The 16,907-nt window shown below is 67.0% G+C and carries 17 protein-coding genes and 2 tRNA genes; 12 read left to right on the plus strand and 7 right to left on the minus strand.

Annotated features, from left to right (window positions below; translation table 11 throughout):
• Positions 1 to 140: 140 nt before the first annotated feature.
• The 5 genes from ACFW3F_RS19545 to ACFW3F_RS19565 all read left to right on the plus strand — a co-directional run bounded on the left by ACFW3F_RS19545 (position 141) and on the right by ACFW3F_RS19565 (position 3,542).
• Complete coding sequence (locus tag ACFW3F_RS19545) at positions 141 to 911, plus strand: fumarylacetoacetate hydrolase family protein (protein WP_388060300.1); 771 nt, start codon at positions 141 to 143, stop codon at positions 909 to 911.
• The gene (locus ACFW3F_RS19550) at positions 908 to 1,732 is read left to right on the plus strand and encodes an alpha/beta fold hydrolase (RefSeq protein WP_388060302.1); all 825 of its coding nucleotides are present in this window, start codon (positions 908 to 910) and stop codon (positions 1,730 to 1,732) included. Before ACFW3F_RS19545 ends, ACFW3F_RS19550 begins: the two co-directional genes overlap by 4 nt.
• 47 nt (positions 1,733 to 1,779) lie before the next feature.
• The gene (gltX, locus tag ACFW3F_RS19555) at positions 1,780 to 3,258 is read left to right on the plus strand and encodes a glutamate--tRNA ligase (protein WP_388060304.1); all 1,479 of its coding nucleotides are present in this window, start codon (positions 1,780 to 1,782) and stop codon (positions 3,256 to 3,258) included.
• Positions 3,259 to 3,343: 85 nt separating this feature from the next.
• A tRNA-Gln gene (locus tag ACFW3F_RS19560) sits at positions 3,344 to 3,415 on the plus strand.
• A 54-nt stretch (positions 3,416 to 3,469) separates the two neighbouring features.
• Positions 3,470 to 3,542 (plus strand) — tRNA-Glu (locus ACFW3F_RS19565).
• A gap of 130 nt (positions 3,543 to 3,672) precedes the next feature.
• Here ACFW3F_RS19565 and ACFW3F_RS19570 read toward each other — a convergent pair.
• Together ACFW3F_RS19570 and ACFW3F_RS19575 are read right to left on the minus strand one after the other, a co-directional pair.
• A complete protein-coding gene (locus ACFW3F_RS19570; RefSeq protein WP_388060306.1) occupies positions 3,673 to 4,170 on the minus strand; it encodes a PPOX class F420-dependent oxidoreductase in 498 nt (165 codons plus the stop codon).
• A gap of 61 nt (positions 4,171 to 4,231) precedes the next feature.
• Positions 4,232 to 4,966 carry an IclR family transcriptional regulator gene (locus tag ACFW3F_RS19575; protein ID WP_388060308.1) on the minus strand — a complete coding sequence of 245 codons (735 nt, stop codon included), beginning with the start codon at positions 4,964 to 4,966 and terminating at the stop codon, positions 4,232 to 4,234.
• A 107-nt stretch (positions 4,967 to 5,073) separates the two neighbouring features.
• Between ACFW3F_RS19575 and leuC the strand changes: the two genes are divergently transcribed.
• From leuC to ACFW3F_RS19590, 3 genes are all read left to right on the plus strand, one after another.
• On the plus strand, positions 5,074 to 6,519 hold the full coding sequence (gene leuC / locus ACFW3F_RS19580; RefSeq protein WP_388060310.1) for a 3-isopropylmalate dehydratase large subunit: 1,446 nt from the start codon (positions 5,074 to 5,076) through the stop codon (positions 6,517 to 6,519).
• 87 nt (positions 6,520 to 6,606) lie between these two features.
• Entirely contained in the window at positions 6,607 to 7,200 is a 594-nt protein-coding gene (gene leuD, locus ACFW3F_RS19585) for a 3-isopropylmalate dehydratase small subunit (protein ID WP_388060312.1), read from the plus strand.
• A gap of 172 nt (positions 7,201 to 7,372) precedes the next feature.
• Positions 7,373 to 8,002, plus strand: a complete 630-nt coding sequence (locus tag ACFW3F_RS19590) for an HU family DNA-binding protein (RefSeq protein WP_388060314.1) — start codon at positions 7,373 to 7,375, stop codon at positions 8,000 to 8,002.
• Between the two features lie 118 nt (positions 8,003 to 8,120).
• On the opposite strand, the gene ACFW3F_RS19595 is transcribed toward ACFW3F_RS19590, so the two are convergent.
• The 3 genes from ACFW3F_RS19595 to cofC form a co-directional block, all read right to left on the minus strand.
• Positions 8,121 to 9,038, minus strand: coding sequence for an NUDIX domain-containing protein (locus ACFW3F_RS19595; RefSeq protein WP_388060316.1), 918 nt, complete (start codon positions 9,036 to 9,038; stop codon positions 8,121 to 8,123).
• A 44-nt stretch (positions 9,039 to 9,082) separates the two neighbouring features.
• Entirely contained in the window at positions 9,083 to 11,281 is a 2,199-nt protein-coding gene (locus ACFW3F_RS19600) for an RNA degradosome polyphosphate kinase (RefSeq protein ID WP_388060318.1), read from the minus strand.
• A 74-nt stretch (positions 11,282 to 11,355) separates the two neighbouring features.
• Positions 11,356 to 12,123 (minus strand): 2-phospho-L-lactate guanylyltransferase, encoded by a 768-nt coding sequence (gene cofC, locus ACFW3F_RS19605; protein WP_388060320.1) that lies wholly within the window; start codon positions 12,121 to 12,123, stop codon positions 11,356 to 11,358.
• A 144-nt stretch (positions 12,124 to 12,267) separates the two neighbouring features.
• Here cofC and ACFW3F_RS19610 point away from each other — a divergent pair, with 144 nt between their 5' ends.
• Entirely contained in the window at positions 12,268 to 13,275 is a 1,008-nt protein-coding gene (locus ACFW3F_RS19610; protein WP_388060322.1) for an NAD(P)H-dependent glycerol-3-phosphate dehydrogenase, read from the plus strand.
• Between the two features lie 16 nt (positions 13,276 to 13,291).
• Here ACFW3F_RS19610 and ACFW3F_RS19615 read toward each other — a convergent pair whose 3' ends face one another.
• Together ACFW3F_RS19615 and ACFW3F_RS19620 are read right to left on the minus strand one after the other, a co-directional pair.
• Entirely contained in the window at positions 13,292 to 13,900 is a 609-nt protein-coding gene (locus tag ACFW3F_RS19615; protein ID WP_388060324.1) for a DUF3515 domain-containing protein, read from the minus strand.
• A gap of 83 nt (positions 13,901 to 13,983) precedes the next feature.
• Positions 13,984 to 14,229, minus strand: a complete 246-nt coding sequence (locus tag ACFW3F_RS19620) for an Lrp/AsnC ligand binding domain-containing protein (RefSeq protein WP_388060326.1) — start codon at positions 14,227 to 14,229, stop codon at positions 13,984 to 13,986.
• A 226-nt stretch (positions 14,230 to 14,455) separates the two neighbouring features.
• Here ACFW3F_RS19620 and ACFW3F_RS19625 point away from each other — a divergent pair, with 226 nt between their 5' ends.
• Genes ACFW3F_RS19625 through ACFW3F_RS19635 form a run of 3 tightly spaced genes read left to right on the plus strand, consistent with a single transcriptional unit; the run spans position 14,456 to position 16,735 of the window.
• The gene (locus tag ACFW3F_RS19625) at positions 14,456 to 15,496 is read left to right on the plus strand and encodes a thiamine-phosphate kinase (protein WP_388060328.1); all 1,041 of its coding nucleotides are present in this window, start codon (positions 14,456 to 14,458) and stop codon (positions 15,494 to 15,496) included.
• A 9-nt stretch (positions 15,497 to 15,505) separates the two neighbouring features.
• The gene (locus tag ACFW3F_RS19630) at positions 15,506 to 16,027 is read left to right on the plus strand and encodes a gamma carbonic anhydrase family protein (protein ID WP_388060330.1); all 522 of its coding nucleotides are present in this window, start codon (positions 15,506 to 15,508) and stop codon (positions 16,025 to 16,027) included.
• A gap of 24 nt (positions 16,028 to 16,051) precedes the next feature.
• Complete coding sequence (locus ACFW3F_RS19635; RefSeq protein WP_388060332.1) at positions 16,052 to 16,735, plus strand: uracil-DNA glycosylase; 684 nt, start codon at positions 16,052 to 16,054, stop codon at positions 16,733 to 16,735.
• Positions 16,736 to 16,907: the final 172 nt, after the last annotated feature.

Raw genomic sequence — 16,907 nt, forward strand, 5'->3', positions numbered from 1 at the left:
CACCTCGCTGACGGATCGGGCAGGCGGCGCAACAATGCGTCTCAATATGTGAAACTCAGTGACCATATTGTAGAACCGCTCACGGGGTGCGCCAACTCGGCTCCCAACGTGTGGGATCGGTGGTGCGATAGGGTCTGGACATGCGTTTAGGTCGAATTGCGAGTCCTGATGGCGTGGCATTCGTGTCCGTCGAGGGCGATGGTGACGACGCTGTCGTCAAGGAGATCGCCGAGCATCCCTTCGGCACCCCGACGTTCACCGGTCGCTCGTGGAAGCTGGCGGATGTCCGGGTCCTGGCGCCGATCCTGGCCAGCAAGGTCATCTGTATCGGCAAGAACTACGCCGCGCACGCCGCGGAGATGGGCGGCGAGGCTCCCGCCAACCCGGTGATCTTCCTCAAACCGAACACCTCGATCATCGGTCCCGAGGTGCCCATCGTGCGGCCACCGTCCTCGGAACGGGTGGACTACGAAGGTGAACTCGCGGTCGTCATCGGACGTCCGTGCAAGGACGTGAAGGCCGCGCAGGCCAAAGACGTGATCCTCGGTTACACGGTTGCCAACGACGTGACCGCCCGGGACCACCAGCAGGCAGATGGTCAGTGGACCCGCGGAAAGGGGTACGACACCTTCTGTCCGCTCGGTCCGTGGATCGAGACGGCCTTCGATCCGGCCGACGTCGAGCTCGTGACCGAACTCGACGGGGAGGTCAAGCAGCGGACACGGACATCGCTGATGCTCCACGACGTCGGTGACATCGTCGAGTGGATCTCGCGCGTGATGACGTTGTTGCCGGGTGACGTGATCCTCACGGGTACACCGGAAGGCGTCGGGCCCATGGTCGCCGGCCAGCGCGTCTCGGTGACCGTCGAGGGTATCGGAACGCTCAACAACCCGGTGGTGGACAAGTGACGGCGCCCAGCACGGCACGGGTCAACGGCATCGACATCTCCTACAGCGTGGCCGGTTCCGGTCCGCTCGTCGTCATGGTGATGGGGACCGGTAGTCCCGGGCGCGTCTGGAAGGCCCACCAGGAACCTGCTCTGGTGAAAGCCGGGTTCACGGTCGTGACCTTCGACAACCGAGGTGTCGCACCGTCGTCGGAGTGTGCCGAGGGTTTCACGCTCGACGACATGGTCGCCGACACCGCCGCCCTCATCGAGCACCTCGATCGTGGACCGGCGATCGTGATCGGCACCTCGCTCGGCGCGCGGATCACCCAGGAGCTGGCCCTGGCGCGACCCGATGTGGTGAAGGCAGCGGTGATGGTCGCGACCTACGGTCGCAACACCCCACTGCAGGAGGCGATCTCGGCCGGCGAGCGGGCGCTCTACGACAACAAGATCAAGCTGCCGCCCGAGTACGAGGCCGCGATCACCGCTCATCTGAACCTGTCGCCGCACACGCTCGACGACGACCGCACGGCGCGTGACTGGCTCGACATCATCGGGTTCTCGCCGCAGACGATCACCCCGGGCGTCCGCGCGCAGCTCGAACTCCACAACAAGGAGTCCAACCGCCTCCCGGCCTACCGTGGAATCAACCGGCCGGCGCTCGTCGTCGGCTTCGCCGACGACCGGACACTGCCGGCGAAGCTGGCGCGCGAAGTCGCCGAGGCCATTCCGGGCGCCGAATACGTCGAGATCGAGCGGGCCGGGCATTTCGGATATCTCGAACAACCGGCCGAGGTGAATCGGGCTCTCGTCGAGTTCTGCGAGCGGCACCGGGCCTGACGGCGGGCGTGTCGGACGCGCGGCACGGCTTCGATACCCTGAGCCTCATGACCAGTACTGAGGGTGTGCGCGTCCGCTTCTGTCCATCTCCGACGGGGACGCCGCACGTGGGACTCGTGCGGACCGCGCTCTTCAATTTCGCCCAGGCCCGCCACGACGGTGGCACCTTCGTGTTCCGTATCGAGGACACCGACTCATCCCGGGACAGCGAGGAATCCTACGAGGCCATCCTCGATGCCCTGCGCTGGCTCGGTCTCGACTGGGATGAGGGGCCCGAGGTCGGCGGGCCCTATGGCCCCTATCGGCAGTCCGAACGTCGGGACCTCCATGCCGATGTCGTCGCGCGCCTTCTCGATGCGGGCGAGGCCTACGAGGCGTTCTCGACGCCCGAGGAGGTCGAGGCCCGGCACCGTGCCGCCGGACGTGACCCCAAACTCGGCTACGACAACTTCGATCGTGACCTGACGCCCGAGCAACGTGACGCATACCGTGCGGAAGGTCGCAAACCCGTTGTGCGCCTGCGGATGCCCGACGCCGACCTGTCTTGGGACGACCTGGTACGCGGTACGACGACCATCAAGGCGGGCACGGTTCCCGACTTCGCCCTCACGCGCGCTTCGGGTGATCCGCTCTACACGCTGGTCAACCCGGTCGACGACGCCCTGATGAAGATCACTCATGTCCTGCGGGGCGAGGATCTCCTGTCGTCGACCCCGCGCCAGCTCGCGCTGTACCAGGCGCTGATCCGGATCGGGGTGGCCGACGCGGTGCCGGCATTCGGTCACCTGCCGTTCGTGATGGGGGAGGGCAACAAGAAGCTGTCCAAGCGCGACCCCCAGTCGAATCTCTTCCATCACCGTGACCGCGGATTCATCCCCGAGGGTCTCCTCAACTACCTCGCCCTGCTCGGCTGGGGTTACAAGAGCGATGTCGACGTCTTCAGCCTGGACGAGATGATCGCGGCTTTCGATGTGCGACAGGTCAACTCGAACCCCGCCCGATTCGACCAGAAGAAGGCCGACGCCATCAACGCCGAGCACATCCGGCTGCTCGAGGCCGGCGACTTCACGGCCCGACTCAGGTCCTACCTCGTCACGCAGGGCAAGCTCCCGGAGACCGCGGACGACGAGACCTTCGCAGCGCTGGCCGAACTGGTGCAGACGCGTATCCAGGTCCTCGGCGACGCGTGGGATCTCATCCGGTTCGTCTACGTCGCCGACGCCGACTTCGCGATAGACGAGAAGGCGGCGAGCAAGAATCTCGGAGCGGACGCCGTGCCGGTTCTCGACGCCACCATCGCCGCGGTCGAGTCGCTGGATTCGTTCACCACGGCCGCGTTGCAGGACGCGCTGAACGCCTCGCTCGTGGACGATCTGGGGCTGAAACCGCGCAAGGCGTTCGGTCCGGTGCGCGTGGCTGTGACCGGTTCGCAGGTCAGTCCTCCGCTGTTCGAGTCGATGGAGATCCTGGGTCGCGAGAAGACGCTCGCACGGCTGGCCGCGGCGCGGGAGATTGCCGCAAAATAGGGGTCTGAGCTGCACGTTTGTGGAGTTCCGGTAACCCTTTGATACTCTCTTTCTCGGCAGTTTTCCGCAGGGAAAACCAAGCCAGTGGGGTATGGTGTAATTGGCAACACAGCGGTTTCTGGTACCGCCATTCTAGGTTCGAGTCCTGGTACCCCAGCGGACAGAAAGAGATCGAGACCGTGCTAAGGTCTTGATCGCCGGAAGTTCCCATGGCCCCGTCGTCTAGCGGCCTAGGACGCCGCCCTCTCAAGGCGGTAGCGCGGGTTCGAATCCCGTCGGGGCTACGAGAAACACCCTCCCTCTGCGTTGCAGGGGGAGGGTGTTTGTCTTTGCGCCGCATGCGATCTCATGCGTGTCGCGATGATCACATCGCGACACGGACGAGGTCAGGCAGTGTCGGTCACCCTCGTCGGATCACAGGAACTCGGCGGTGGTGCCCGAGGCCGGCATCTCGGGGATGCCGAGCTTACGGTGATCCCAGGAGCGCGTGCGGGACGGTCGGATCCGGACGGCCACGCGCTTGTTCATCATCTGCTCCACGAAGGGTCGCGATTCCTCGGTGTAGGGCGCGGTGTAGCGCTCCCAGACGCTGATCCCGACCTTCAGGCACGAGTCCGGGTCGTCGAGGATCTCCGCGGTGCCCTCGAAGGTGACGCCGCGAAGTGTGTCGTAGGTGTCGCCGTCCTCGATCATCACCGAACACCCGCTGTTGCGGCGTATGTTGACCGCCTTCTGCGACTTGGACTTCGTCTCGAACCAGATCTCACCGTCGACGATTCCGTACCACATGGCCACGAGATGGATGCTTCCGTCCGGCCCCGTGGTGGCAAGGGTTGCGGTCCGGCTGCGCGCCACGAACTCCGCGATCTCGGCCTCGGACATGATGATCTGACTGCGTTGGTTGACTCCCATTCCCCGACGCTAGCCCACCGGCGGGTCCATCGGAACACCTCCGGGTGCAACGGCTCTGGGGTCATGGGCGAGCGGCCTGGAGGCGCTTGTGGATCGCGTCCGCGGCGGCGAGCAGGTCGGCCGCCCAGCGCGCACCGGGCCGACGGCCCATCCGGTCGATCGGTCCGGACACCGAGATGGCGGCGACGACGTCACCGTTGCCGTCGCGCACCGGAGCCGACACGCTCGCCACGCCGGCGGCGCGTTCACCGGCGCTCTGCGCCCATCCCCGGCGGCGGATCTCGTGCAGGGCACGCTCGCTGAAGACGCTGTCCGGCACGAGCGCACGCTGAGTGCCGGGGTCGGCCCAGGCGAGCAGTACCTTGGCTGCCGACCCCGCGCTCATCGGGAAGCGGGTGCCCACCGGCACCGTGTCGCGTAGCCCGGTCGGTGGCTCCATCGCGGCGACGCAGACGCGTTCGGCTCCCTCGCGCCGGTAGACCTGGACCGATTCGCCGGTGATGTCGCGGAGCCGGGGGAGGACCATGAGCGCCGACTCGGTGACGGGATCGTGTGCCGACGAGGCGAGTTCGCCGAGGACCGGGCCCGGCTGCCAGCGACCGGTGACGTCCCTGGTCAGGAAGCGATGGGTCTCGAGTCCGACCGCGAGGCGGTGTGCCGTCGCCCGGGGCAGTCCGGTTCGCTCGCAGAGCTCGGACAGGTTGCACGGCGCCTCGGCGATCGCATGCAGCACGGCCACGGACTTGTCGAGCACGCCGATTCCGCTGCTGACCGCGAATGCGGTATCCTTTCCCATAGGACGATACTAGCTGTCCACATAGTGAGATGCACGCTCGAAACCCAGCCAGAACGTCAACTCCGCGTGCAAAGTCCGAGGAACCCGAGCAGATAACGAGTGCAGCCATGAGCAACAGCCCCGCCCAGCCGCTAACTCTCGCCGAGAAGGTATGGCGCGATCATGTCGTGGTCGCCGGTGACGTCGATGCGTCCGGCAACACCGATCCCGACCTGATCTACATCGACCTCCATCTCGTTCACGAGGTCACCAGTCCGCAGGCCTTCGAGGGCCTTCGGCTCGCCGGGCGTCCGGTCCGACGGCCGGATCTCACGATCGCGACCGAGGACCACAACGTCCCGACGCTGGACATCGACAAGCCCATTGCCGATCCGGTCTCGCGCACCCAGGTCGACACGCTTCGCAGCAACTGCGAGGAGTTCGGCATCCGCCTGCACCCCATGGGTGACGCCGAGCAGGGCATCGTCCACGTCGTCGGACCGCAGTTGGGACTGACGCAGCCCGGGATGACCGTCGTGTGTGGTGACAGCCACACGTCGACGCACGGCGCTTTCGGGGCGATCGCGATGGGCATCGGTACCAGCGAGGTCGAACACGTCCTCGCGACGCAGACCCTGTCGCTGCGCCCGTTCAAGACCATGGCCATCAACGTCGACGGCGAATTGCCGCCCGGGGTGACCAGTAAGGACCTGATCCTCGCGATCATCGCGAAGATCGGCACCGGCGGCGGACAGGGCTATGTGCTGGAGTACCGCGGCGAGGCGATCCGCAAACTGTCCATGGAAGCCCGGATGACGGTGTGCAACATGTCGATCGAGGCAGGGGCGCGGGCCGGGATGATCGCACCCGATGAGATCACCTATGAGTTCCTCAAGGGGCGCCCCCATGCACCGTCGGGCGCCGACTGGGATGCGGCGGTTGCCTATTGGGACAGCCTGCGAACCGATCCCGACGCCACCTTCGACGCCGAGGTGCACATCGACGCCACCGCGCTGACCCCGTTCGTCACCTGGGGAACCAACCCGGGCCAGGGCGCGCCCCTGGATGCCGTGGTACCCGACCCGGCCGAGTACGGCGACGAGGTCAAGGCGAGCGCCGCTGCGAAGGCGCTGGAGTACATGGGCCTGGAGGCCGGAACGCCGCTGCGCGACATCAAGGTCGACACGGTCTTCGTCGGCTCGTGCACGAACGGCCGGATCGAGGATCTGCGAGAGGTCGCGGGCATCCTGAAGGGGCGCAAGGTCGCGGACGGCATGCGCATGCTGATCGTGCCCGGCTCGATGCGCGTGCGCGCACAGGCCGAGGACGAAGGACTCGGCGAGATCTTCGTCGAGGCCGGCGCCGAGTGGCGGCAGGCGGGGTGCTCGATGTGCCTGGGCATGAACCCGGATCAGCTCGCCCCGGGCGAGCGCTGCGCGTCGACCTCGAACCGCAATTTCGAAGGGCGGCAGGGTAAGGGTGGCCGAACCCACCTCGTGTCGCCCGGAGTGGCGGCAGCCACCGCGCTGCGCGGCACCTTGTCGGCGCCCGCCGATCTGGACCCCGCCCGCTGATCCGGACTCGCCGTCGGCGCCGCTGATCTCGGTTGAGTCACGGTCCGAACCGCATCCGGCCACATCATTCGAACAAAGGCTTTTCTCATGGAACCGTTCACCGAACACACCGGTATCGGCGTCCCGCTGCGCCGCAGCAACGTCGACACCGATCAGATCATCCCGGCCGTCTACCTGAAGCGGGTGACGCGCACCGGCTTTGAGGACGGTCTGTTCGCCGGGTGGCGAACCGATCCCGACTTCATCCTCAACAACGAACCCTGGAGCCGCGGGTCGGTCCTGGTCGCCGGTCCCGACTTCGGCACCGGCTCCTCGCGCGAGCACGCCGTGTGGGCCCTGTCCGATTTCGGCTTCCGCGTGGTGATCTCGTCACGCTTCGCCGACATCTTCCGCGGCAACTCGGGCAAGGCGGGTCTGGTGGCCGCTCAGGTCGAGCAGCCCGACGTCGAGCTGCTCTGGAAGCGGCTCGAGGAGAATCCGGGGCTGGAAGTGACGGTGAGCCTTGTCGATAAGACGGTCACTGCCGGAGACCTCGTGGTGCCGTTGGCAATTGATGACTACACGCGGTGGCGGTTGCTGGAGGGTCTCGACGACATCGGACTCACATTGCGCCAGGTAGACGCCATTTCTGCGTACGAGTCGACGCGTCCGGCATACAAGCCGCGCACCCTCGCGGACTGATTTTCACCGCCGCGGCGAGGCATTCTCGCCGCGGCGGCACCGTCGTGAGCTGCCATACGATTTCGCAACACGGCGTCCTAATTGGCGTGGAAGATGGACGTTTTCAAATTCGACGTTTACCGTGTGATGGTAGCTGGCCGAAACTCGGTCAGATCAGCTTGCGGAGGTACTCATGAACAAGGCGGAGCTCATTGATGAGCTGACCAAGAAGCTTGACGCGGATCGCAAGACTGCGACCGAAGCCGTCGAGCTCGTCGTCGACACGATCGTGCGCGCAGTCAACAAGGGCGAGAGCGTGACGATCACCGGCTTCGGCGTATTCGAGAAGCGGAAGCGCGCACCGCGCGTCGCACGTAACCCGCGCACCGGCGAGACCGTCAAGGTCCGCGCGACATCGGTTCCGGCTTTCCGTCCGGGTGCTCAGTTCAAAGCCGTTGTGGCAGGCAAGCAGAAGCTGGCGGCCACCGGTCCGGCTGTGAAGCGCGGCAGCGGAGCGACCACCACGGCGGCCAAGAAGGCTGCGCCGGCGAAGAAGACCGCGGCCAAGAAGACGACGGCCGCCGCCAAGAAGACGACTGCAGCCAAGAAGGCTCCGGCCAAGACCACCGCGGCCAAGAAGACCACCACGGCCGCCAAGAAGGCTCCGGCCAAGACGACCGCGGCCAAGAAGACCACCACGGCTGCCAAGAAGGCTCCGGCCAAGAAGGCCGCGCCGGCGAAGAAGGCCACCGCCGCCAAGAAGGCTCCGGCCAAGAAGACCGCCGCAAAGAAGACCGCGGCCAAGAAGACAACTCGTCGCTGACCCGCGGACAACCGCGGTAGACAACCACAGTTCAGCCCCCGGCGTACTTCCCCCGCCGGGGGCTGAACTGTATCCGGGCGTCTGCCGGACGGCGGAATCGTCGGCGTAATCGAGGGGTTCAGGCTGTCGGCAGCGGTCCCGCGATGTGATCGGCCGCGACCAACCGGCCATCGTTCAGCGACAGAACCCAGACACTTCCCTTGCGACTGGACGCCTTGGGCAGAGTGATCGAGTCTCGATCCGCCCACCAGCTCATCAGTGGCGGGATCACCTTGCCCTGACTGCAGACCGCGAGGGTCGAGGCCGTATCAGCCGCCAATTCCAGAATTCGGCGTTGCGCCGCTACCGGATTCGTCCGGTAGGTCTCCTCCGAGAGATCTGGTTCGCGATGCATCTCGACGCCGAGCCGCTCGCGCAGCGGTTCGAGTGTCTGCTCGCATCGCACGCGATCAGCCGAGTGAACCCGCTCCGCCCCGAAGGCGATCAGCAAGGGGGCGAGGGCCGAGGCCTGCGCCCACCCCAGTTTGTCTAGGGGCCGTAACCGGTCGTCGCCCTTGTACGTCGAGCGTCGGCCGGCCTTGGCGTGCCGGACCAACAGAAAGGTGTGCAGGTCCGCGGGGAGTCGAGCGAACTCCTCGAGTATCGAGCAGTCGAGCGGGTAGCTCAGTGTCTTACGGGCCTTGTCGACCGAGAGCCACCGCAGTTCGTCGACCTCGTCACCGGCGACGAAGTCCCCGTCGACGGCTCGCGCCGACCAGTAGCGCACATGCTTGCGGCTGCTGCCGAGGTCGTAGTGGACGTCGTCGAGGTGTCGACCGAGGACGACGTGTTGCCCGGTCTCCTCGGCGATCTCGCGCACCGCGGTGTCGATGAGGGTCTCGCCCGGCTCGGCCTTTCCCTTGGGCAGCGTCCAGTCGTCGTACTTCGGGCGGTGGACGACTGCGACCTCGACGTCGGCGGGTCCGGCGGTACCGGAGACACCCGGCCGCCAGACCACGCCGCCCGCGGCCCACACCTCGTTTGTTTTCTTCGCCATATCGGTGGTGATGATAGAGGTCGAAGGTTACGCGTCGGTGCCGGTCACGAACTGGTCTCCGGCCGACGACGATTGCGCCGCATCATCTGCCGCTGGTGGTCGCGGACCTCCTCGCCCTCTGCGGGTGAGGCGACCCAACTCCCGTCGGAGTGCAGGACCCAGCAACGGGTTCGCGGGTCCAGGGCAGAGGCGAAGATGTCGCCGAGTTCGCCCGCCAGACGCTCGTCACGGACGTTCACCATGACCTCGACGCGGCGATCGAGGTTGCGGTGCATCATGTCCGCGCTGCCGAACCAGTACTGGTCCTGCGCACCGAAGTACAGGATGCGGGAGTGCTCGAGGAACTGCCCCAGGATCGAACGGACGTGGATGTTGTCGCTGTAGCCCTCGACCCCGGGCCGCAGAGCGCTGATGCCACGGACGACGACATCGACGGGCACCCCGCTCTGGGAGGCTCGATAGAGCGCATCGATCACCTGCTCGTCGACCAGAGCATTCGCCTTGAGCTGGATCCTCGCGCGTGTGTCACCTTCGCGGAAGAGCTCGATCTCACGATTGATCCGCTTGATGATGCCGGCCCGGATGCCGTGCGGCGCAACGAGGATGTTCCGGTACTCCTTCTTGCGCGAGTAGCCGGTCAAGGTGTTGAACAGGTCGGTCAGATCGGCGCCGATGTCGGGTGCGGCGGTCAGCAGGCCCACGTCCTCGTAGAGCCGGGCGGTCTTCGGATTGTAGTTTCCGGTGCCGATGTGGCAGTACCGCTTGATCGTCGAGCCCTCGCGACGCACCACCAGACAGGTCTTGCAGTGCGTCTTCAGGCCCACGAGGCCGTAGACCACGTGGACCCCGGCCTGTTCGAGCTTGCGCGCCCACTTGATGTTCGCCTGCTCGTCGAATCGTGCTTTGATCTCGACCAGTGCGACGACCTGCTTGCCGGCTTCCGCGGCATCGACGAGCGCGTTGACGATCGGGGAGTCGCCGGAGGTGCGGTACAGCGTCTGCTTGATCGCCAGGACCTGAGGGTCGGCCGCGGCCTGCTCGATGAACCGCTGGACGCTCGTCGAGAACGAGTCGTACGGATGGTGAACGAGTACGTCACCGTCGCGCAGCGTCGAGAACACGCTCTTGGGTGTTTCCCGCTCGCCGAACGCCGGATGGGTGGCAGGGACGAACGGACGGTCCTTCAGATGCGGGCGGTCAAGCGCGTAGATCTCGAAAAGCGATGACAGATCGAGGAGTCCGGGCACCTGGATGACATCGGCGGGGTCGACCTCGAGTTCGCGCAACAACAGCTCGAGCATGTGCTCGCTCATGTCGTCGGCCACCTCGAGCCGCACCGGGGAGCCGAACCGACGGCGGGCCAGTTCGCGCTCCAGCGCCTGGAGCAGGTCCTCGTCGCGGTCTTCCTCGACCTCGAAGTCGGCGTTGCGGGTGATCCGGAAAACATGGTGCTCAACGATTTCCATCCCCGGGAACAGGTTGCCGAGGTTGGCCGCGATCAGACTCTCCATCGGCAGGTAGACCGCGCGCTTGGCGGCCTTGTCGTCGTCGGAACCCCGATGCGGCGACAACCGGTCGACCCGGATGAAGCGGTTCACGTTGTCGGGGACCTTGACCCGCGCGAAGTGCTCGCCGCTCTCGTTGACGTCACGGACCGTGACGGCGAGGTTCAGCGACAATCCGCTGATGTATGGGAACGGGTGAGCGGGGTCGACGGCCAGCGGTGTCAGGACGGGGAACACCTCGTCCCGGAAGTAGTCCGTCATCCGTGCTTGCTGCTCGGCGGTGAGCTGTGACCAGGTCACCACGTAGATGTCGTTGTCGGCCAATGCCGGTCGGACCGAATCGAGGAACACACGCGCATGGCGGTCGGCGATCGTCTGGGTGCGGCCGGCGATCCGCATGAGTTGCTCTCGCGGGGAGAGCCCGTCCGCGGACCGGACCGAGAGCCCGGTCTCGTCGCGTCGTTTCAGCCCGGCCACCCGCACCATGAAGAACTCGTCGAGGTTCGACGCGAAGATCGCCAGGAACTTCGCGCGATCCAGGAGTGGTAACGAGGAGTCCTCGGCGAGTGCGAGCACACGGGAATTGAAGTCCAGCCAGCTCAATTCCCGATTGAGGTAGCGGTCCTCGGGCAGGTCTGCCGATTCGTCGGGCACCAGGGTGGCAGCCGGCGGGGCATGGGGGATCGGTGTCGTAATGACCGTGATGGTCTGCGATGCGTCATCGTCGGCGGGGCTCACCCTCCAATGATGACCCATCGCCGTCCTCGGCGTGCACGCTCATCGGACAGACCGTGACCGATCCCGGTTGCGGGTCAGAGTTGACGCAGCGCAGCGATGGTATGGGCTCCGAGGCCGAGCTCGCGGGCGACGGCCAGGTCTGTCGCGGTGTCGACGTCGGTACGCAGGTCGGGCCAGTTCCGGCCCGAGGGATCGAGTTCGACGGCGCCGGCGGCACGGTGGGCGGCCGCCGACCCGGGGCCGAAGCGGGGACCCGCAGCACCGGCGACGGTCCCGACGAGAAGGACCGTCCCGGTTCCGTCGCGGTCGGTGAGAAAACTGGATGGATGGTCGTGCGCCACGTGCAGCACGGCGGAGATCGACGCGCTCGTAGCCGCGGGCAGGTCGGCCTGGACGAACATCAGTCCCGTCGACTCCGGCCAGGCCTCACGCGCCCACCGCGCACCATCGGCGAACGCGGCATTGAGTCCGGCATCCGCGGTGGCTGACGGTGACGAGTCCCGCCGCGGTGAGTTCCTCTGGGGGGACTCCCGGAGGCCGCGCAGGCCCGAGCGTCGGGCCACGGCGAGGACTTCATCGTCGGGGCTGACGACGACGATGCGCGAGATTCCCGCTCCGCGCAGTGCGTCGACGGTGTCGAGGAACATCGCGAGGACGAGAGAACCGCGGCCCACCGGGTCGTCGCCCTCGAACGCGGTGGACAGAGTCGCGGCCAATCGCGACTTCGCACGATGCAGACTCTTCACCGCCAGCACAGCCGTGACCGACGGCGCGGTGGGTTCGTTGCCCCCCGCGTCGACGACCGTCGAGTCGGCGCCTGCGCCGACTGTGCTGTGTTCCATGCCGACCATCATGATGCACCGACCGCTGGTCGGTGACATTCCGGGTCGGTCACGACTGCAAGGGCACTAGGGTGAGCAGGGTCGGACGGTCCAGAAGGCCGCCGGTGTCAATGCGGAATTGGGCTTGCCCGGTGGGAGGTTGCGGTGCGCGCGGCGGTGATGGGAGCGGGTTCCTGGGGAACCTCGGTGGCGAAAGTGCTCGTGGATGCCGGGACGGACACCGTGATCTGGGCGCGACGCCCCGAGCTCGCGGAGGCGATCAACTCCGAGCACGTCAATGCCGACTACCTACCCGGCATCACGCTGCCCGGTGCGCTGTCGGCGACGAGTTCGGCGGTCGACGCCCTGATGGGTGCCGACATCGTCGTCTGTGGCGTGCCGTCGCAATCGTTGCGCCCCAATCTCACGCAATGGACCCCGTACATCGGGTCGGACGCATCCCTGGTCTCGCTCGCGAAGGGCATCGAGTCCAACACCTTGCTGCGGATGAGCGAGGTCATCGCGGAGGTGACCGGGGTCGATGGCGATCGGATCGCGGTGCTGACGGGTCCGAACCTGGCCCGCGAGATCGCCGAGGGTCAGCCGGCGGCGACGGTCATCGCCTGCTCCGACGAGGCGCGTGCGGTGACCCTGCAGAGTGCGTTCAGTACGCGATACTTCCGGCCCTACACCAACACCGATGTCGTCGGATGTGAGATCGGCGGTTCTGCCAAGAACGTCATCGCGCTGGCATGCGGGATGGCGAGCGGAATCGGGTTCGGTCAGAACACCCTGGCGACGATCATCACTCGCGGGCTGGCCGAGACGATCCGGCTGGGGGTCGCGGTGGGCGCGCAGATCGAGACCCTGGCCGGTCTGGCCGGGATCGGCGACCTCGTCGCGACGTGTTCGTCGCCGTTGTCGCGCAATCGCACGTTCGGGGCACGCCTGGGCGAGGGCGCCACCATGGCGCAGGCGCAGGAGGCCACTAACGGGCAGGTCGCCGAGGGAGTCAAATCGTGTTCCTCGGTGCGCGCGCTGGCGCAGCGACACCAGGTACCGATGCCGCTCACGGACGCGGTCCACCAGGTGTGCCATGACGGCATGTCGGTGGCCGAGGCCGTCGACTCGCTGCTGGGTCGCAGCCCCAAGCCGGAGATCTACCGGGACTGACGTCCCGTTCGGCGCATCAGCCGAAGTCGAGCGGGCCCCGTTCGAGGGTGCGATCGATCAGTCCCGAGATGTCGGTGATGGGCCCGTTGCCGGCGTTCGCCGGTATCCACATCGCGACATAGGGCCGGTGGTCGACGCACACGTAGGCCTGGCCCGAACCGTCGATGGTGTCGGTGATGAACCACTGGACCCCGGCCTGGCCTGCGGCGTGGATCTCCTGGAGATTGCTCGTGGGAGACAGTTCGGCAGGCCGGGTCACGCCGCAGCGCAGCGTCATGTCGTCGCCCGCGCCCGTCGCCGGCCATGTCACGCGATCTTCGGACACCTCTTTTGCGCCGAAACCCTCGAAGGTATCCGGTGCTTCGGCGAGCAGTCGGGTGCATTCCTGGGCGACGGCTCCGACGGAGTCGTAGGACTCGATCGGGGTCACGGGGTCGGGACGCAGCGCGGCGAACACGATGAACCCGGCCAGCACCATCACCGGGATCGCGACCAGGGTCGCGACGAGTGCGGGACTGAGGCGGCCGCCGCCGCCGTAACGCGAGGTGCCCTCGGCGGTGGAGTCGTCGCCCGAGTCGTTGTCGACGGGGCTCTGCGGGGTGTCATCCGAACCTGCTGACGTCACCCCACAACAGTAGGAGGCTGTCTGCCGGTCCCGCGCGCGGGGACCTGTCGCGGGTCGCGGCCGCGAATGGCCGACGCCGACGGTCAGCGCGTCGTGGTGACCACCGGGCAGGTGAGGGTGCGGGTGATACCGCCGACCTTCTGGATCTGCGGAACCACGTTCTGGGTCAGGTGCGTGGCATCGGTCGCATCGACCCGGACGATCACGTCGTAGGGCCCACTGACCTCTTCCGACGAGGCGACCCCGGCGATCTCGGCGATTGTCGCCGCCGCGAGCGCGGCCCGACCGACCTCGGTCTGGATCAGTATGTATGCCTGAACCACGGACATCCTCTCGGTCTGTGCCGTACCTGGGCCACAACGTCTGTGGCACATCGTCGACACGGGCTGTCGGTACCGGCGGCTCGGCGCGTGCACGATCGTCGGGCAGTGTAGGACTGCCGCCGGCCGGCCCGGGTCTGCTGCGAACCGTTCTCGCCGGCGGCCCATACACTGTGGCACACATTGTCACCGACAACCCCGTGCGTGCGCGACCGGAAGAGGAAAGGCCCGACGAGTGACCTTCGACGAGATCGGCCGGCCCCACCGCTCGATCGATCGGACCGACACGGTCGGTGCGATCGGGGAACGTGCGGTGATAGCAGCGCTGACCGCGTCGGCGACATCTGGTGAGCCCGCGGACGACATCGTCATCGGATCGGGTGACGACGCAGCCGTTCTCGACATCGGCGGGTCGGCGGTGATCAGCACCGACACCGTCGTCGAGGGACGCCATTTCCGGTTCGACTGGTCGACGCCGCAACAGGTGGGCGCTCGCGCGGTGGTGCAGAGTTCGGCTGACGTCGCCGCGATGGGCGGTCGCACAACAGGTCTCGTCGTCTCCATCGCTTGTCCGGCGCAGACGCCGGTGGGCGTGGTCCTCGACCTCAACGACGGCGTGGTCCGCGCTGCCCACGACCTCGGTGCGCGGGTGCTGGGCGGCGATCTCGTCGCGGCGGGTCAGGTGGTGGTGAGCGTCACCGCGGTCGGTGCGCTGGAGGATCGGCGCCCGGTGTCACTCGGCGGCGCGCAACCGGGCGACGTCCTCGCGGTGAGTGGTCCGCTCGGGGCCAGTGCCGCGGGACTCGCCGTGCTGTCCGATCCGCGTGCCACCGAGACGGACTGGCCGGAACTCGTTGCGCTGCACCGTGTGCCAAACCCAGATCTTGCCCAGGGGCCGGTCGCCGCGGCAGCGGGTGCGCACGCGATGACCGACATCTCCGACGGTCTGGTCGAAGAACTGCTCACGATGTCGAGGGCAGCGCAGCTCGCGATGACCGTGCACTCCGATGCGGTGCCGCGACACCCCGATCTGGTCGGCGCGGCAGGCGAACTCGGGGTGGACATCGCTCGGTGGGTCCTCGCCGGCGGTGAAGACCACCATCTGCTCGCCGCGTTCGAGGCGCCCTCGGTGCCTCCTGGATGGACTGTCATCGGCTCGGTCGGCGAGAACTCGTCGTCGGCGCCCGAGGTGTGGGTCGACGATCGGCGCATCGGGGAGCCCGACGGACCGGATCTGCACGGGTGGCAGTCCTTCGCCGACCCCACCGGTGACTAGAGTCGCCTCATGGCGATCTACGCACTCGACGATCGAGAACCGGTCCTGGGACAGGACACCTACGTGCACCCGGACGCGGTGGTGATCGGCGCGGTCATCCTGGGCGACGGGGTGTCGGTGTGGCCCGGAGCGGTGCTGCGGGGCGACTACGGGACCATCACCGTCGGAGCTCGCAGCAACATCCAGGACGGGACCGTCATCCACTGCACGGTCTTCGAGCCGACCGTGATCGGCGAGCGGTGCGTCGTCGGACACAACGCGCACATCGAGGGCGCGACGATCGGTGACGACTGCCTCATCGCGTCGGGCTCGGTGGTACTGAACGGGTCGACGGTCGGCGACGGCGCGATCGTCGGCGCCGGCGCGGTGGTCCCGTTCAAGTTCGACGTCCCGCCGCGACGGATGGCGCTCGGAGTGCCTGCCCGCCTGCGCGACGGCTACGAAGTCCCGGACGGGCACACCGAGCTCAACTGTGAGATGTACTTCCAGAACGCCCAGCACTATCGCACCGCGCTCAAACGACTGGACTGACGACCCGCCGACGGAGGCAATCGAGTGACCGCACCACCCAAACCCCTCGCCGAACTCATCGACCCGGGCTGGGCGCACGCGTTGGCCCCGGTCGAACCGCTCATCACCGAGATGGGCCAGTTCCTGCGCACCGAGATAGCCGAGGGGCGTCGATATCTGCCTGCGGGACAACATGTCCTGCGAGCTTTCACGCGGCCTCTCGAGGACGTGCGCGTTCTGATCGTCGGGCAGGATCCGTACCCGACGCCGGGACACGCGGTCGGACTGAGCTTCTCGGTGGCACCGGATGTCCGCCCGATCCCACGCTCGTTGACGAACATCTACACCGAGTACAGCTCGGATCTCGGCTATCCGACGCCGACCACCGGAGATCTGACGCCCTGGGCGGACAACGGAGTGCTGCTGCTGAACCGGGTGCTCACCGTCGCCCCGGGCGAGCCGGCCTCCCACCGCGGCAAGGGCTGGGAAGAGGTGACCGAGTGCGCCATCAAGGCGCTCGCGGCGCGCGACGAGCCTCTCGTCGCGATCCTGTGGGGCCGGGACGCCGCGGGGCTGGAGAAATGGCTTCCCGATGTGCCGACCATCGTCTCCGCGCACCCGTCGCCGCTGTCGGCCTCACGCGGGTTCTTCGGTTCACGACCGTTCAGCAGGGCAAACGAGGAACTGCTCGACCTTGGTGCGGAGCCGGTGGACTGGCGCCTGCCCTGACCCTTCGTGACGCGCCCTCCGCAAGCTCCGGGCGCTCGCTCCTCAGGGAGCGGAAGGGTGGTCGCTTGCGCTCCTCCCACCTCAGTATCTGCGGCCTGGCGGCTGTCGTGGACCACGAAAGAACACTCGTGAGTGTCCGAAATCCATGCTCCCTGAGGTGCGAGCGAAGCGA

Source organism: Gordonia sp. NPDC058843 (assembly GCF_042743165.1).
Lineage (GTDB): Bacteria > Actinomycetota > Actinomycetes > Mycobacteriales > Mycobacteriaceae > Gordonia.